A 16710-nucleotide genomic window follows, 5' to 3' on the forward strand; every position below is an offset into this window, starting at 1 on the left:
GATAGTCCTCCCTTCCAAGGAGAGGAGTTCCCGTGCGTCCGACCGTTCACGACATTGCCGCGACAGCGGGCGTCAGCCTTGCGACGGTCGACCGGGTGCTCAACAACCGGCCGGGCGTGAAGCGTGCGACGCGCGAGCGGGTCGAGAACGCCATCGGGGTTCTCGGCTATGTTCGTGACGTCGCGGCGGCGAACCTCGCCAAGAGCCGCATCTATTCGCTGGCCTTCATCCTTCCCGACGGCGACAATTCCTTCATGGGAGCTCTGGAAGCAGCGATCGCCGAAGCGCAGTCGCGCGGCCCGCACGAGCGGACCCAGGTGCGGCTTGTCAAGGTACCGGCCTTCGACGCCAAGGCGCTGGCAGAGGCGCTCGACAAAATCGGTGCCGAAGGCGTCGACGGGCTGGCTGCGGTCGCGGTCGATGCGCCCGAGGTGGCTGTGGCGGTGGAACGGCTGAGCGAGAAGGGCATTCCCTTCGTGACGCTGGTTTCCGATCTGACCGCATCGGCGCGGGCGCATTATTGCGGCATCGACAACAGCGCCGCCGGACGTTGCGCAGCGCGGCTGATCGGCCGCTTCGTTTCGACGCCTGGGGCACCGGTTGCCGTCATCGCCGGTTCGATGCTGGTCAAGGACCATCGCGAACGCGTCGAGGGTTTTCGGGACGCCGTGATGCGCGACCATCCGGAATTGCGCGTTCTGGCGCCCATCGAGGGAAGGGATGACGGCGCGATCGTCTACCGCCAGATCGGCATGTTGCTCGACGAGCGGCCCGATGTCGCCGCGATCTACAGTCTCGGCGCGGGCAATCGCGGCCTCGTCCGGGCGCTGAAGGAACGGGGCCTGGCCGGCAAGGTGAAGGTTGTCGCCCACGAGCTGACGCCGGCTTCGCGCGCCGCGTTGGAAGACGGCACGATCGACGTCATCATCGCCCAGGATCCCGGCCACGAGGTGCGCAGCGCGGTGCGGATCCTGAAGGCCAAGGCCGACGGCCAGCCGGTCATCGATGCGCAGGAAAAGATCGGCATCGACATATTCTTGAAAGACAACCTGCCGTGAGACGGCGGGAGACAAGGGAGGAAAGCATGTATCTGGGACTCGATCTTGGAACATCCGGCGTGAAGGCGATGTTGATCGACGCATCGCAGAAGGTGGTCGGATCGGCGACCGGTTCGCTGGATGTCGTCCGCCGCAATCCCGGCTGGTCCGAACAGGATCCGGCGGAATGGATCCGCGCCACGAAGGACGCCGTAGCCGGCCTGAAGAAAACGCACGCGGCCGAGCTCGCCGCCGTGAAGGGGATCGGCCTTTCCGGCCAGATGCATGGCGCGACGCTGATCGGCAAGGATGGCGAAGTTCTCTATCCCTGCATCCTGTGGAACGACACGCGCTCCTACAAGCAGGCCGCCAGGCTGGACGCCGATCCGATGTTCCGGCGCATCACCGGCAACATCGTCTTCCCGGGCTTCACCGCGCCGAAGCTTGCCTGGATCAAGGACAATGAGCCGGAGATCTTCGCCAAGGTCGACTGTGTCCTGCTGCCGAAGGATTATCTGCGGCTGTGGCTGACCGGCGAGCGGATCTCCGAAATGTCGGATTCGGCCGGAACATCCTGGCTCGACACCGGCAAGCGCGAATGGTCGAAGGAGCTGCTCGCCGCGACCGACCTCGACGAACGGCAGATGCCGAAACTCGTCGAAGGGACGGAGGTCGGCGGCACGCTGCGCGGCGAACTGGCGGCGGAATGGGGCATGACGGGTTCGATCGTGGTTGCCGGCGGGGCCGGCGACAATGCGGCATCTGCCTGCGGCATGGGAACGGTCAGCGAAGGCGCGGCCTTCGTTTCGCTCGGCACGTCGGGCGTCCTGTTTGCAGCCAATGCCTCCTATCTGCCGAAGCCCGAAAGTGCGGTGCATGCCTTCTGCCATGCGCTGCCGAACACCTGGCACCAGATGGGCGTGATCCTGTCGGCGACCGATGCGCTCAACTGGTATTCCGGCATTGCGGGACGGTCTGCAGCCGAACTGACGTCGGAACTCGGCGAAGACCTGAAGGCACCGACCGGCGTTACCTTCCTGCCGTATCTCTCCGGCGAACGCACGCCGCACAATGATGCGGTCATCCGCGGCGTGTTCTCCGGCCTCGGCCACGAATCCGGTCGAGCGACGCTGACGCAGGCCGTGCTCGAAGGCGTGACCTTCGCCATACGCGACAATCTCGAGGCGCTGAAATCGGCCGGCACGCAAATTTCGCGCGTCACGGCGATCGGCGGCGGCTCGCGGTCGCACTACTGGCTGAAGTCGATTGCGACGTCGCTCGGCGTGCCGGTCGGTATTCCCGCCGACGGCGATTTCGGCGCAGCCTTCGGTGCGGCCCGGCTCGGCCTGATCGCGGCGACCGGCGCCGATCCGGTGGCGGTCTGCACCGCGCCCGCAACGGCTGCGACCATTGAACCGGAGGGCGCCCTCGCCGGCGCATACGAGGAAGCCTACCAGCGCTACCGGTCGCTCTACCCGGCGATCCGGGCGTTGTCCTGAACCAAAATCCATCACAACACGAGCCCATTTACGGAGGAAACATCATGAGCACCGGATTTTTCGGCGATATCGCCAAGGTCAAGTATGAAGGGCCGGAGAGCACCAATCCGCTCGCCTTCCGGCATTACAATCCCGACGAGCTCGTGCTCGGCAAGCGCATGGAAGATCATCTGCGCTTCGCCGTCGCCTATTGGCATACGCTGGCCTGGGAAGGCGGCGACCCGTTCGGCGGACGCACATTCGACCGTCCCTGGTATGGCGATGGCATGGCGAAGGCGAAGTTGAAGGCCGACGTCGCCTTCGAACTCTTCGACCTGCTCGGCGCGCCCTACTACTGCTTCCACGATGCCGATGTGCGTCCGGAAGGCGCGACCTTTGCCGAGAACACGAAGAACCTCAACGAGATCGTCGACTATTTTGCCGAAAAGCAGGCGGCGACCGGCGTCAAGCTTCTCTGGGGTACGGCGAACTTGTTCTCCAACCGCCGCTTCATGTCGGGCGCATCGACCAACCCGGATCCGGACGTCTTTGCCTACTCGGCCGCGACCATCAAGACCTGCATGGACGCGACGATGAAGCTCGGTGGCGAGAACTACGTTCTGTGGGGCGGACGTGAAGGCTACGAGACCTTGCTCAACACGGACCTGAAGCGCGAGCTCGACCAGATGGCGCGCATGCTGCACATGGTCGTCGAGTACAAGCACAAGATCGGCTTCAAGGGCACGATCCTCGTCGAGCCGAAGCCGCAGGAGCCGACCAAGCACCAGTACGACTACGACGTCGCGACCGTCTACGGCTTCCTGAAGAAGCACGGCCTCGAGAACGAAGTGAAGATGAATATCGAACAGGGCCATGCGATCCTCGCCGGCCACACGTTCGAGCACGAGCTTGCGCTTGCCAATGCACTCGGCATCTTCGGTTCGATCGACATGAACCGCAACGATTACCAGTCCGGCTGGGATACCGACCAGTTCCCCAACAACGTGCCGGAAATGGCGCTTGCCTATTACCAGGTCCTGCAGGCCGGCGGCTTCACCACCGGCGGCACCAATTTCGACGCCAAGCTGCGCCGTCAGTCGATCGACCCGGAAGACCTGCTCTACGGTCACATCGGCGGCATGGACGCCTGCGCGCGCGGCCTGAAGGCAGCAGCGAAGATGGTCGAGGACGGCGCACTCTCGAAGCCGCTCGCCGAACGCTATGCCGGCTGGGAAAGCGAACGCGCCAAGAAGATGCTGTCGGGCGGCATGTCGCTGGAAGAGATCACGGCGATGGTCGAGGCGGAAAACATCAATCCGCAGCCGAAGTCCGGACGCCAGGAGCATCTGGAAAACATCGTCAACCGCTACGTCTGAGACGGTTGAAAGAACAGGGAGCCGGCGGTTGCCCGCCGGCTCTTTCCGTATCAGGCAGCCTTCTTCAGTGCTGTGATGTCTCCAGCTTCGAGCGCAGGCAGGTTGTCTTCGATCTTGTCGATCGGCCAGTCCCACCAGGCGATTTTCAAAAGGTCCGCAATGGTTTCGTCGTCGAAACGCTGGCGGATGACCGCGGCCGGATTGCCGCCGACGATGGTGTAGGGCGCGACGTCGCGCGTGACGACCGAACCCGAGGCGACGATCGCGCCGGAACCTATGGTCACCCCGGGCATGACGATAGCGCCATAGCCGATCCAGACGTCATGGCCGATGACCGTATCGCTGAACGGCAGGTCGAGATAGGCGGCCATGGTCGACGGGTCAAAGATGCGGAAGGGATAGGTCGTCAGCCCGCCCATCGGGTGATTAGCGGACGAGGTGATGAACTTCACACCGTTGGCGATCTGGACGAACTTTCCGATCACCAGCCTTTCGCGGCTGAAGGCGAAGAGATAGGGCGCGATCGCTTCCGCGACGTTTTCCGGGGCCTCGAAGAAGGACGCATAGGCATAGTCACCGGCCTCGATGCGCGGGTGATCGATGGCATTCTTCAGATAGACGCTGGTCTTGAGGTTGGTGCCGTCCGGCGTCGTGATCGGATAGCGGAGAGATTTGTCGAGAAGAGGCATGATGAAAGACCTTTCAATAGCCGTTTGGCAAAGAATCCGCGCCAAAATTTCGTCGCGGTTCCAGCGGATGGTATCGATGCCCTCAAGCGAAGGCGGGTCTTACTTGTTCATGTTCCTGTACTCCCGTTGATGGCGGCGAGATTACGTGAAATACGGAGTATTGACCAGAGCATGGACTGATACCGCTGTTTACGGTGGCAGTCCGGAATCTGCCAGGCGCGAGATGTTGAGGCTTCTGCGACGAAGAGCGCATGTTTGAAGGCTATACAGGCGCCGCAGGAGTGTTTTAGAGCATCATCATTTATGTGCGCCCGGCCTCCCAACGGGCGCCACATCGAAGGAACCGCATCATGACCATCACCCCACAGGACCTTCGCCGGGCGTTTCCCGGTGATTTCACGTTCGGCGTTGCCACCGCTGCATTCCAGATCGAAGGCGCGGCAAAGGCCGATGGCCGCAAGCCGTCCATCTGGGACGCCTTCTCCAAGATGCCGGGCCGCGTCTTTGGTCGCCATGACGGCGACGTTGCCTGCGACCATTATAACCGCCTCGAAGAGGATCTCGACCTGATCCAGAGCCTCGGCGTCGAGGCCTACCGCTTCTCCATCGCCTGGCCGCGCATCGTTCCGGAAGGGACGGGCCGCGTGAACGAGGAAGGGCTCGATTTCTACGACCGTCTCGTCGACGGCTGCAAGGCACGCGGCATCAAGACGTTTGCGACGCTCTACCACTGGGACCTGCCTTTGGCCCTGATGGGTGACGGCGGCTGGACGGCGCGGTCGACCGCTTACGCCTTCCAGCGCTATGCCCGCACCGTGATGGCCCGCCTCGGCGATCGTCTCGACGCTGTGGCAACCTTCAACGAACCCTGGTGTTCCGTCTGGCTCAGCCACCTGATGGGCGTTCATGCGCCGGGCGAGAAGAACATGGACGCCGCTCTTCATGCTCTGCATTACACCATGCTGGCGCATGGGCTTGGCGTCGAGGCCATCCGCGCCGAGGCGCCGAATATGCCGGCAGGTCTCGTCTTCAATCCGATGGTGACCATGGCCGGCTCCGACAGCGAGGCGGACAAGGCGGCGGAAGAGCGGGCCTTCCAGTTCCACAACGGCGTCTTCTTCGAACCGGTCTTCAAGGGCTCGTATCCGGAAGCCTTCATGACGGCGCTCGGCGATCGCATGCCGGAGATCGAAGACGGCGACATGGAGATCATCAGCCAGAAGCTCGACTGGTGGGGCATGAATTACTACACGCCGATGCGCGTTGCCGACGATAGAAGCGAAGGCGCGGAATTCCCGGCAATCAAGTCGGCTCCCTTCGTCAGCCAGACGGTCACCGACATCGGCTGGGAAGTCTATGCTCCGGCATTGAAGCACGGCATCGAAGAACTTTACCGCCGCTACGACCTGCCGGAGATGTACATCACGGAAAACGGCGCGTGCTACAACATGGGCCCCAATGACGACGGCGTCATCGACGACCAGCCGCGCATCGACTATCTCGCCGCGCATCTCAAGGCGACGGCGGAACTGATCAAGGGCGGCTATCCGATCCGCGGCTATTTTGCATGGTCGCTGATGGACAATTTCGAGTGGGCGGAAGGCTACCGCATGCGCTTCGGCATCGTCCATGTCGATTACGAGACGCAGGTCCGCACCGTGAAGAAGAGCGGTGAATGGTTCAAGGCGCTTGCAACGGCGCCGTCGAAGGCGGACGACATGGCGGCCTGATCAGGCCGCGTTCGGGGTTGCCAGGACTTGCCGACTCATGACTTTTCACTGTCATGATCAGGATCCTGGCAATTTCCGGCAGTCTCAGGGCCGCCTCCTCCAACACTGCGCTCTTGAAGGCGCTGGCGGCGCTCACACCCGCCGATGTGGAGATCGAACTCTGCGAGCTGATCGGTGATCTGCCGATCTTCAATCCCGACCTCGAGGACGACCTCACACCCGCAGCCGTCCGCATGCTGGCGGAAAAGGTGCGGGACGCCGACGGGCTCATTATCGCCTGCCCGGAATATGCCCACGGAATTCCGGGGGGCCTCAAGAATGCGCTCGACTGGCTTGTCAGTGGCGACGAGGTCCCGTTCAAGCCGGTGATGCTGGCGCATGCCTCGCACCGCGGTCAGCATGTGCTCGCCGCGCTCAGCGAAGTGTTGCGGACGATGTCGCTGGCCATCGTCGAGAACGCCTTTCTGCAGGTCCCATTGCTGGGCAAGGCCGAGGCGGCGCGCGATGCGATCATCGCCGATTGTTCGGGGCTGATGAAGGACAAACTGGGCGTGCTTGTCGATGTCTGCAGGGCGAGTGTCGGTCGCAGCGATTAGTCGAAGCTATAACAAAGCCTTAGCCTCTTCAAATTAACCAATCATTCTGCAGTTGCCGCTAATCTGTCCTTTGACATATCAGGATGCGGCCATTGAAGTCATTGATCAGAACTGCCTTGCGCGTGAACGCCCGCGGTCTCGTTGTCGGGACCCTCACCTCTTTCGCGGTGATGGCGGCGGTCGTCGTGCTTTTGGTCGTGACGTCCTTCAACGACATGGCGACACATGCCAATGCGCTGGACGATGCCCGTTCGCGGGAAACCACGCGTGGCGCGCTCGATACATTTCGTCAGCAGCTGGGGCTGACGCTTAACGATTATGCCGCCTGGGATGACGCGGCCATCAACATATACAGCCGCCCAAACATGTTCTGGGTCATCTCGAATTACGGGGAAATGTCGAAGGACAGCGATCTGTTCGACATCACCATGGTGATCGACCGAAGCGGCGATGCTGTCTTGTCGTACAAGGACGGCGTGCCGGTCAGCATGCCTGTCGCATCCTTTTTCGATCCTTCCCTGCAGACCTTGATCGAGCGGGCTGAGAATCCTGCGCCCGGCGAGGCTCCGGAAGCGTCCGGCTTTGTCAGGACCAAGGCCGGCATCGCCGCGATCGGCGTCGCCCTGGTGCGGATGAAGGATGGTTCCATCGACGTGCCTCCGGCCGATTACAAATATCTGATATTCGCCCGGCATCTGACGGCGGAGAAGATCACCAACCTCTCCGAAACCTATGTCGTGCAGGGCATGGCACTTGCCGATACGGACGCCGCTGCCGCCAATTTCGTGGCGATTTCCAATGCGGACGGTGAGGTTCTCGGCAAGCTGGTGTGGACATCGCGCCGGCCCGGAGATGCGAGCTACAGCCAGATCTGGCCCCGCGTGCTCGCAGCGATGAGCATCGTCGGCGTGTTTTTCGCCCTTCTGTTCTCGGTTGGCTGGATAGCGATCCGCAAGTTGAGGAGCGCCGAGCGACGGGCATGGCTGATGTCTCTACAGGACCGCCTGAGTGGATTGTGGAACCGCAGCGGGCTATTCGGAAAGCTTGACGATCTTATCGAAGAGGCTTCGGTGACGAAGTCGGACGTGCTGCTGATGTATCTCGATCTCGATGGGTTCAAGGGCGTCAACGACAGCTATGGTCATGGAACGGGCGACAAGCTCATCCGCGGGGTGGCCGTCGGCCTGCGCCAGCTGTCACCCGCCGACGCCGTGATCGGGCGCATCGGCGGCGATGAATTCGCAATCGCGCTCTGCGCCGACGATGCGGCGCAGACGGCGTCAGATCTCGGCGATATCATCCAGCGGTTCTTCGCCGAGCCGCTGCTCATCGACGATCATGTCGCCGTCGTGGGGTGCAGCATCGGCTACGCCATATCGAGGGCTGGCGTCACCGCGCGCGACGAACTGGTGCGGTTTGCCGATCTTGCCATGTACCGAGCCAAGGAAGCCGGCAAGGGGCGGACCATCGCCTATGACGCGACGATGGAAGAAGAGCGCCAGCTGCAGAAGGAGCTGGAACGCGACCTGCAGAAGGCGATCGAGGCGGACGAACTGACCGTCGCCTACCAGCCGCTGGTGAGAGCGCGCGACAGCGAGGTTGTCGGCTTCGAGGCGCTGGCACGCTGGAACCGCAAGGGGCATGGCCCGGTCCGTCCGGATGTCTTCATCAGCGTCGCGGAAACGAGCGGTCTCATCCATGCGCTCGGCCGCCAGATCATGCGGCAGGCTTTCACGCAGGCGGCCAAATGGCCGGAGAAGAGAATTTCCATCAATATTTCGCCGGCGCAGTTCCGCGATCCGGGCTTCGTCCATACGGTCGCGGGCATGCTCACGGAATCCGGCATGGACGCCCGTCTCGTCTCGCTGGAAATGACCGAGGGCTATCTGGTCCACAATACGGCTCGTGCCCGCGAGACCATCGCCCGCCTGAAGGCGCTGGGCGTCAAGATCGTGCTCGACGATTTTGGCGCCGGCTTCTCCTCGATCGGCTATCTGCGTCAGTTCGGCTTCGACCGGCTCAAGATCGACCGGACGCTGATCACCGCGCTCGACGACGGCCATCGGGCCAAGGAGATGTTGCAGGCGACCGTGGCGCTCGCCAGATCGCTGGAAATCCCGGTGACGGCGGAAGGGATCGAGCGCGAAGACCAAGCCGTCATGCTGCGGCTGTTCGGCTGCGACGAATTCCAGGGCTATTATTTCGGCCGGCCGGTATCGGCAGCCGAAATCGAGGAGGCGCTGGATGCTTCGAGCGGCAAGCCCATGGAGCTTTCCGCCGAGGCCTGACCCTCAAGGTCAATGTCACCGCATTTACGACCCGAGATGGCGTTCGCCGCGCTTCTTAGCGAGTTCGATCTGGCGCTGGCGCTGGCGGTAACGCAGGCGATCCTCTTCGGTGCGCTCTTCAAAACAGTGCGGGCAGGAGACACCGGCCTCGTACTGCTGTGACTGCAGGTCTTCCGGGGTCAGCGGATGGCGGCAGGCATGGCAGAGCGCGTGCTCGCCGATTTCCAGACCGTGGGTCACCGATACGCGATCGTCAAACACGAAGCAGGCGCCTTCCCACAGGCTTTCTTCCGGGGGGACTTCCTCGAGATATTTCAGGATGCCGCCCTTGAGGTGGTAGACCTCGTCGAAACCCTGCTCCTTCATGAAGGCGGTCGCCTTCTCGCAGCGGATGCCGCCGGTGCAATACATGGCGATCTTCGGCTTGTTGTGCAGGCCGGGATTATTCTTCACCCAGTCGGGAAACTCACGGAAGGTCTTGGTCTGCGGATCGACGGCGCCCTTGAAGACGCCGATCGCGGTCTCGTAATCGTTGCGCGTATCGATGACGATCGTGTCGGGATCGGAAATCAGGTCGTTCCAGTCCTTGGGCGCGACATAGGTGCCGACGATCTTCAGGGGGTCGATGTCCTCGACCCCCATCGTGACGATTTCCTTTTTCAGCCGCACCTTCATGCGCAGGAACGGCATCTTCGAGGCATGGCTTTCCTTGTGCTCGAGATTGGCGAATTCCGGCTGCGAACGGATGAAGGCGAGCACATTGGCAATTCCGGTCTTCGGCCCGGCAATGGTGCCGTTGATGCCTTCGCGGGCGAGAAGAAGCGTACCCTTCACGCCATTTTTCTGACAGACATCGAGAAGCGGTTCGCGCAGCGTCTCGAAGCGCTCGAACGGAGCGAAATGATAGAGCGCAGCTACAAGGAACGTGTCGTGGCCGGTCATGGTGGTCAGTTTGCCTTCGTTGGTCTTTGCGCGGCAAATACTGCCTGCGGGCCTGCGTTGCAATCGCCAATTCTGTCGAGCGCCGCCGTCAGCCCTCGTCGGGCCAGAACGGAACGTCCTGCCCTCGCGCCGTTGCAGCGTACCACAAGAGACCGATGACGCGGCTCTCGACGGCCGGCGGTTCGGGAAACAGCGATGTCGCGAGCGTCACGCAATCGCGCTGCATGGCGAACAGATTGCGGTTGACCGCGACCTTGAGGTGGATCAGGTCGTCGCCTTCTGCCGGCAGCTTGCCGCTGTCGGCAAGCGCCGAGAGGACGGCGAGATCGTTGGCTTCGCCGAGCGTGTCGGCGAGCCGCTTGGCCTCGGTCCGCTTCATCGACATGGCAGACGGCCAGAGGCCGCCAAGCAGTGCGCTCTGGCGCCAGTAATCCTGCACCCGTTTGCGCAGCGCATGATAGTGCGATGGGTCCGAGCTGTTGCGGCAGGCTTCCAGCGCCTCGGCGATGCCGGTCAGCGTTTTCTCCCAGCCGGCGGCAAGGCGGCGGGCGGTCTTCTTGCGCCCGTCGTCGAACGCCAGATCGCCGACGGCTTCGAGGGCCTCGCCACAGGCTGCCTTCGCGGCCGCTATGCGTTCCGACAGCTCGCCGCCGGTCTCCTTCCGGCCGTCATGCTGTTCGATCAATGCCTGGCGGATCCGGTCGAGCGCAGCGGCTTCCTCGCCCGACAAGGCGGCCTGGTGCAGGGCCGTGCAGGCGCCGATGATGGCGGCCGAATCGCGATAGGGTGCCAGGCTGGCGGCGATCTCCCTGAAGCGCGCATTCTCCCGCTTCTGAAATTTGCGCGCATCAGAGCCGACGAGGCGATAGAGGGAGCGGATGCGCTTGAAGCAGCGCCGCGCCTGATGGATGCCGGTGTCGATGCTTTCGGGTGGTCCGGACAGCAGCGCTATCGCCTTGGCAATCTGCTCACGAGCAACGGCGGTGACGTCTGCGGTGAAGGACTTTTCAGGCCTCAGCTGATAGCTCATCGGGCAATTCCTCGAGACTTCCGCCCAAAGCCAGCGATTGATTGGAATAGCGGTGGTCGCCTGTCACCTCGCGCCCGAGCCAGGATGGAAAAGAGGGGATCTGCTTCTCGCTGTCGAGCTCGACTTCGGCGACGACGAGGCCTTCGTGAGCGCCCGAGAACACATCGATCTCCCATGTGAAGCCCTTGTGCCGCACCTCGTAGCGCGTCTTTTCCAAGACGTTGCCGATGGCACTTGCCATCAGCTGGCGGCCGTCCTTGTAGGGAATGTCATATTCGAATTCGTCACGGGTTATCGTCCCCGCGCCGATCTTGATGGTCAGCCGCGCCTTCTTGCCATCGATCAACCGCACCCTCAGTGATCGGCCATCGGTCGTAGCGATGTAGCCTTGGCGAAAACTCTTGCCCTTCTCGGCCGTTTTCCGCCAGTCGTCATTGAGAACGAGAAACTTGCGCTCGATTTCCTTTGCCATCGCTCCGGTTTGCCTTGCGCTGCACAATGCGGTTACCCTAGACCAAGCTTGGTCGCTAAGGAAGCATCTGTTCCGCTGGCGCCAGCAATTATCTCGACAGGGCGCGCGCACGCCTGTATCAGATGCAAATTCAATCGGTTTAAAGCATAAGGATTCCTGATCATGGGTGAGAAAACGGAAAAGCTGAAATCAGTCCTGAAACTTCAACCCGTGGTCCCGGTCCTCATCGTCGAGGATGCGGAATCGGCCGTGCCGCTGGCACGCGCGCTGGTCGCCGGCGGGCTGAAGGCAATCGAGATCACCATGCGGACGCCGGCAGCGCTGGAAGCCGTCCGCCTCGTGGCCGACCGGGTCGAGGGCGCTGTTGCCGGCGCAGGCACGATCCTCAACGCCGACCACTACAAGGCGGCCGTCGACGCGGGCGCCGAGTTCATCGTCAGCCCGGGTACGACGCAGGAGCTGCTCGATGCCGCCCGCAAGTCCAATGTGCCGTTGCTGCCGGGTGCCGCGACCGCCAGCGAAGTGATGGCGCTTCGCGAGGAAGGCTACGAAATCCTCAAGTTCTTCCCGGCCGAACAGGCCGGCGGCGCGGCCTATCTGAAGTCGCTCTCCTCGCCGCTTGCCGGCACCATGTTCTGCCCGACCGGCGGTATCTCACTGAAGAACGCCAAGGACTATCTGTCGCTGCCGAACGTCATCTGCGTCGGTGGTTCCTGGGTCGCTCCGAAGGAGCTGGTTGCCGCCGGCGACTGGGACGGCATCACGAAGCTGGCCGCGGAAGCAGCCGCTCTCGCAGGCTGACCACACGCGGTTTGTAATTGCCGATCTCCGTTCCTATGTCAGCCTCAAGCTCAACGGAACGGAGATTGCCAAGATGTTCGACGCCAAGAAATTGCTGGACCAGTTCCTCGGTTCGCAGGTTCCCGGAACGACGGGAACGGTCAAGGACAAGGCAAGCGGCGCCTGGCAGACGGCGAAGGACAATCCGCTGGCGACCAGTGCCGTCCTCGGCGTTCTGCTCGGCACCAAGACCGGGCGTTCGCTGACCGGCAGCGCGCTGAAACTCGGCGGCCTGGCCGTCGTGGCCGGCCTCGGATACCAGGCCTACAAGAATTATCAGGCGGGCAAGGCGCCGGCCGAGAGCGACAATGTTCCCGCCGATCCGGCCATGCTGCCGCCGCCGAGCGACTCCGGCTTTTCCCTGCAGCAGACGGACAATGATTTTGCGCTGCATCTGGTGCGCGCCATGATCGCCGCAGCCAATGCCGATGGCCATATCGATGCGAGCGAACGCGCCAACATCATGGACAAGATCCGGCTTTCCGCTCTGGACGACGAGGCGGGGCAGTTCCTGGAGCGGGAACTGGCTGCGCCGCTCGGCATGGCCGAACTGGTGGCCGGCGCCAAGACGGAAGAGCAGCGCGTCGAGGTCTACACGGTTTCACGCCTGACGATCGATCCGGATACGCGCACCGAGCGCGGCTATCTCGATCTCCTGGCCGGCCGCCTGGGCCTTCCCGATCCGCTCGTCGAACACATCGAGGCGACCGTCATGGCCGCATCGCGCTCGGCCTGAAAAACCGGAACGTCGGATACAGGCCGCGCAGACCGGCCTTTTCGGCGCGTTGGAGCTGGGCGGCATTTTCGTCGATCAGCGCCGCCGCGCGGGCGAGAAGGCTTGTCTCCATGCCGGCCTCCGCGTGCAGGCGGTCGGCCGTGCGCTCCAGCGAACGGGCACAACGTTGCGGATCCCTCGAGAGGGATTGCAGGTCCCTCAAGGTCAGGCGCAGCCGGTCGCTGATTTCTGCATTCGCTGTTCCGGAATCAACCGCTTCGTGGATCTGGCGGACCGCCTTGCCGACCGCAAATATCGTCATGCCCGTGCGTGCCGCGGTAATTTCCGCCTCGCCGATCCGTCCGGCAAGGCGGACCAGTCGCAGCACGCGATGATAAAAGCGCATCCGCCACACTTCGATGTCGTGGCGATGGCCATCGGGCGCGCTCATCGCCTCCAGATCATGCACCATCATCGCGATCAGCGTGTCGAAGCGCCGCTGCAGGCTGACGGGGTAGATCAGCGTGAAGGCGGCAAGCCCGAGCGTCGGACCGGCCACGACCGCGCCCATCATCAGGAATGAGTGGCCGGGCGTGCCGGTGAGCGGGAAAGCCGGCTGCAGCAGCAGAAGGAGAACCATGTTGTAGTCGAAGCCGAAGCGCGCCGTTCTCCGATGGGCCATGATCAGAGCGCCGAACAGGATGAAGGGTAGGACGAGCACGAGCAGCTCGGCTTGCGAGGAGGCAAGCGGCCAGACGAGCCAGCGGCAGGCGATGGCCCCGAGCGCGCCGAAGGCCTGCCCGAACACCACCGATCGCAAAATGACATGCGGCATGTCGAATGCCGAGAAGATCGTGACCATGATGGAGGCGCCGAGCATCATGAACGGACCGACGGAAAGTCCTGTCACGGACCACACCGTGCCGATGACGAATATGGTGAGGCCGGCGCGGATCATCGCCTGCAGGGCACCGAGCCAGTCGCGATGGAGCACCAGGCTTTCAGCGCTGACGGATGCCTGAGGCAAATCCACCGTTCCGTCGCGGAGCGCTGCGGCGAGCGCATGCAGCATGTCCCGAATTTGCAGCCGGTCTCGCGACAGGGCGAGCGCAATCCGCAGGTGGCTGGAGGCATCGCTGCTGGCGATGTCATTTTCCAGAGCGTCAGCCAGGTTTCCGAGCGCGCCGGCCAGCTTTTCGTCGGTGGCCAGCGAGACGTCGCGCAGTCCGGCCATCAGCGCCATGTGCCGGATGAACAGGATCCGGATCGCGCGGGCGGTGCGGCGGCGGTTGAACGATCCGGCGCCATGTCCGTCGAGCGCGTCTTCGATTGCGGCCATCTCCGCCAGCAAGGCGGCCTGTGTCTCGTCGCGATCGTGTGGCTCGTTTTTGTCCGTGAGGTCCGCTGCGATCTGGCGGAGCAGTTTCGATGTCAGTATCCGGGTTCCGGCCACAATCGGGTCGGTCTCCTGCCGCTTGGCAAAGAACCAGCCAATCAGCAGCGCGACGCCGACGCCGACTGTGATGGTGAGAAAACGATCCACCCCCATTTCGACGATCTTGTCCGGGTGGGCGGCCTCAAGCAGTGTAACCATCGCGGCGGAATAGCCGGCGAGCATCGCGCCATACGCCGCAAACGAGCGCAGCAGATTGCCGGTCGCCGCACAGAGGCCGATCCAGACGGTCAGGCCGAGCGTCAGGACGAAGGGATTGCCGTCGGCAAGCCACATCAGGCCGATACCGAAGATGACGCCGATCAGGGTTCCGACGACACGGAACAGGCCCTTTTCGAGAAGATGGCCGCGCACCGGCTGGGAGGCTGCCCAGACCGTCATGGCGGCCCATTGCGGATGTTCCAGCTTGAGCAGCCATGCGGTAAACAGGGCGATGCATGCGGCCAGCGCGGTGCGCATCGCATAGGGCAAGACCTGCTCGTCGAAGCCGAGCGCTTTCAGCACACCGCCTGCCGTATTTCGCTGCAGCTTCATGATTCAGCGTCCGTTGTAGGTCTGGATGCGGTCGTCGATCCGGAAGACGGCGTCAGTCATCAGTGCGATTTCGGTGTCGTCGATGTCGGCAAGCAAGTCGGCCTCCACGTTTTTGATGATCGTGCGGATGTCCCTGGCCGCGTCATGCCCGTCCGGGGTCAGGAAGATCAGCTTCGTGCGCCTGTCCTCGCTGCTGGCGCGGCGCTCGATCAGTCCCCTGGTCTCCATGAGGTCAAGCAGCCGGACGAGGCTGGAGCCGTCGAGGCCGACGCGTGCGGCCAGTTCGGTCTGATTGATGCCGTCGCCGGTGATGGCGAGGTGGAGGAGTGGCGGCCAGGTGGCGTCATTGAAACCGGATTCTGCCAGCACGTGGTCGAGGAGGCGGCGCCAGCGGCGTTGCAATCCGGCCATGAGGATGCCCAGTCCGGCACGTTGTTCGATCGGAGACATTGTTGATATCCATATTGTTTGAATTCAAGTAATATGGATACAATGAATTTGTCAACAAATGACGGTGCCGGCCGATTCGAAAATCGGAGCGGCGGGTGGTTGCGTAGCATTGAAGGCGGACCGGCTATGTGATCCTATCGCGCATTCCGCAACCAGCCGCTTCGGACTGCCATGAACGATCTCGCCAACTGGACGCCCCGCCCTTTGCCCAAGCCCGTCTCGATCGAGGGGCGAACGGTCAATCTCGTACCCTATGTCCGCGCCGAGCATGCCGAGGCGTTGTGGCAGGCATTTGGAGGCGCGGAGAAGATCAACGATCTTCTGGCCTATTTTCCGTGTCCGATCTTCGAAACGGTCGACGGGTTCGCCGACTGGCTCGACGTCAACCAGAAAACCGGCGGCTGGGTGACGGAGGTCTTCGTCAACCGGAAGACCGGCGACGTCGTCGGCATGGCCAATTACATGCGCGCCGATCCGGCAAACGGTGTTGTGGAGGTCGGCTCGGTCGCCCATGGTCCGGCGATGTCGCGCACGCCGATGGCGACGGAGGCGCATTATCTGATGGCTCGCCATGTGTTCGACGACCTCGGTTATCGCCGGTACGAATGGAAGTGCCACAATGCCAACGAGCCGAGCAAGAAATCGGCGGTGCGCTACGGCTTCACCTTCGAAGGGCTGTTTCGCCAGCACGTCATTTCCAAGGGCGCCAACCGCGATACGGCGTGGTTCTCGATGATCGACAAGGAATGGCCACTGTTGAAAGCCGCTTTTGAAGTCTGGCTCGATCCGGAAAACTTCGATACGGCAGGGCAGGAGCGGCGCAAGCTCGCCGATATCCGCAATGCAATGTCGGCGGAGGTACGATCGTGAGCAACGAAAACAATTCCCGCAGCGCGATGATCGCTGCGGCGGCGATCCTCGTCGGCGTCAGTCTTGCGCTGCTGCTGATGCCGAAGATCGTCCTCTGGCTGGGCGGCTACTCGCCCTTCCTGGGTTTTGCCTTCGGCGCCCTCGTCATCCTCGCCTTCTTCGTGATCTTCTGGCTCAGGTCGCGCTACCAGCGCCGGCGATAGCTTCGCG

The 16710-nt window shown here is 62.8% G+C and carries 16 protein-coding genes; 10 read left to right on the forward strand and 6 right to left on the reverse strand.

Annotated features, from left to right (window positions below):
* Positions 1-32 precede the first annotated feature (32 nt).
* From NN662_RS02200 to xylA, 3 genes are read left to right on the forward strand one after another with little or no spacing between them, the layout of a single operon-like run.
* Complete coding sequence (locus tag NN662_RS02200) at positions 33-1058, forward strand: LacI family DNA-binding transcriptional regulator (protein ID WP_261928684.1); 1026 nt, start codon at positions 33-35, stop codon at positions 1056-1058.
* Positions 1059-1084: 26 nt separating this feature from the next.
* Positions 1085-2536, forward strand: a complete 1452-nt coding sequence (xylB, locus tag NN662_RS02205; protein WP_261928685.1) for a xylulokinase — start codon at positions 1085-1087, stop codon at positions 2534-2536.
* Between the two features lie 44 nt (positions 2537-2580).
* The gene (xylA, locus tag NN662_RS02210; RefSeq protein ID WP_261928686.1) at positions 2581-3891 is read left to right on the forward strand and encodes a xylose isomerase; all 1311 of its coding nucleotides are present in this window, start codon (positions 2581-2583) and stop codon (positions 3889-3891) included.
* A 50-nt stretch (positions 3892-3941) separates the two neighbouring features.
* On the opposite strand, the gene NN662_RS02215 is transcribed toward xylA, so the two are convergent.
* Positions 3942-4580: a CatB-related O-acetyltransferase gene (locus NN662_RS02215; protein ID WP_261928687.1), complete on the reverse strand. Its 639-nt coding sequence runs from the start codon at positions 4578-4580 to the stop codon at positions 3942-3944.
* Between the two features lie 350 nt (positions 4581-4930).
* Here NN662_RS02215 and NN662_RS02220 point away from each other — a divergent pair, with 350 nt between their 5' ends.
* From NN662_RS02220 to NN662_RS02230, 3 genes are all read left to right on the forward strand, one after another.
* Positions 4931-6310, forward strand: a complete 1380-nt coding sequence (locus NN662_RS02220; RefSeq protein ID WP_261928688.1) for a GH1 family beta-glucosidase — start codon at positions 4931-4933, stop codon at positions 6308-6310.
* Positions 6311-6363: 53 nt separating this feature from the next.
* A complete protein-coding gene (locus NN662_RS02225; RefSeq protein WP_261928689.1) occupies positions 6364-6906 on the forward strand; it encodes an NADPH-dependent FMN reductase in 543 nt (180 codons plus the stop codon).
* Positions 6907-7010: 104 nt separating this feature from the next.
* Positions 7011-9194, forward strand: coding sequence for an EAL domain-containing protein (locus NN662_RS02230; protein ID WP_410010958.1), 2184 nt, complete (start codon positions 7011-7013; stop codon positions 9192-9194).
* A gap of 24 nt (positions 9195-9218) precedes the next feature.
* Here NN662_RS02230 and NN662_RS02235 read toward each other — a convergent pair whose 3' ends face one another.
* The 3 genes from NN662_RS02235 to NN662_RS02245 form a co-directional block, all read right to left on the reverse strand.
* Positions 9219-10136: a rhodanese-related sulfurtransferase gene (locus tag NN662_RS02235; protein WP_261928691.1), complete on the reverse strand. Its 918-nt coding sequence runs from the start codon at positions 10134-10136 to the stop codon at positions 9219-9221.
* Positions 10137-10224: 88 nt separating this feature from the next.
* Positions 10225-11166, reverse strand: coding sequence for a CHAD domain-containing protein (locus NN662_RS02240; RefSeq protein ID WP_261928692.1), 942 nt, complete (start codon positions 11164-11166; stop codon positions 10225-10227).
* Positions 11144-11638, reverse strand: coding sequence for a CYTH domain-containing protein (locus NN662_RS02245; RefSeq protein WP_261928693.1), 495 nt, complete (start codon positions 11636-11638; stop codon positions 11144-11146). Before NN662_RS02245 ends, NN662_RS02240 begins: the two co-directional genes overlap by 23 nt.
* Before the next feature lie 162 nt (positions 11639-11800).
* Between NN662_RS02245 and NN662_RS02250 the strand changes: the two genes are divergently transcribed.
* Positions 11801-12439 (forward strand): 2-dehydro-3-deoxy-phosphogluconate aldolase, encoded by a 639-nt coding sequence (locus tag NN662_RS02250; RefSeq protein WP_261928694.1) that lies wholly within the window; start codon positions 11801-11803, stop codon positions 12437-12439.
* 73 nt (positions 12440-12512) lie between these two features.
* Complete coding sequence (locus NN662_RS02255) at positions 12513-13214, forward strand: tellurite resistance TerB family protein (RefSeq protein ID WP_261928695.1); 702 nt, start codon at positions 12513-12515, stop codon at positions 13212-13214.
* Here the strand turns inward: NN662_RS02255 and NN662_RS02260 are convergent.
* Complete coding sequence (locus NN662_RS02260) at positions 13189-15180, reverse strand: FUSC family protein (protein ID WP_261928696.1); 1992 nt, start codon at positions 15178-15180, stop codon at positions 13189-13191. The genes NN662_RS02255 and NN662_RS02260 overlap by 26 nt on opposite strands.
* Before the next feature lie 3 nt (positions 15181-15183).
* Entirely contained in the window at positions 15184-15630 is a 447-nt protein-coding gene (locus NN662_RS02265) for a MarR family winged helix-turn-helix transcriptional regulator (RefSeq protein ID WP_261928697.1), read from the reverse strand.
* Between the two features lie 171 nt (positions 15631-15801).
* Here NN662_RS02265 and NN662_RS02270 point away from each other — a divergent pair, with 171 nt between their 5' ends.
* Complete coding sequence (locus NN662_RS02270) at positions 15802-16500, forward strand: GNAT family N-acetyltransferase (RefSeq protein WP_261928698.1); 699 nt, start codon at positions 15802-15804, stop codon at positions 16498-16500.
* Positions 16497-16703, forward strand: a complete 207-nt coding sequence (locus NN662_RS02275; RefSeq protein ID WP_315972615.1) for a hypothetical protein — start codon at positions 16497-16499, stop codon at positions 16701-16703. The genes NN662_RS02270 and NN662_RS02275 overlap by 4 nt, the downstream gene beginning before the upstream one ends.
* The last annotated feature ends 7 nt before the right edge of the window (positions 16704-16710 follow it).

It is taken from the genome of Rhizobium sp. NRK18 (assembly GCF_024385575.1).
Taxonomy (GTDB): domain Bacteria; phylum Pseudomonadota; class Alphaproteobacteria; order Rhizobiales; family Rhizobiaceae; genus JANFMV01.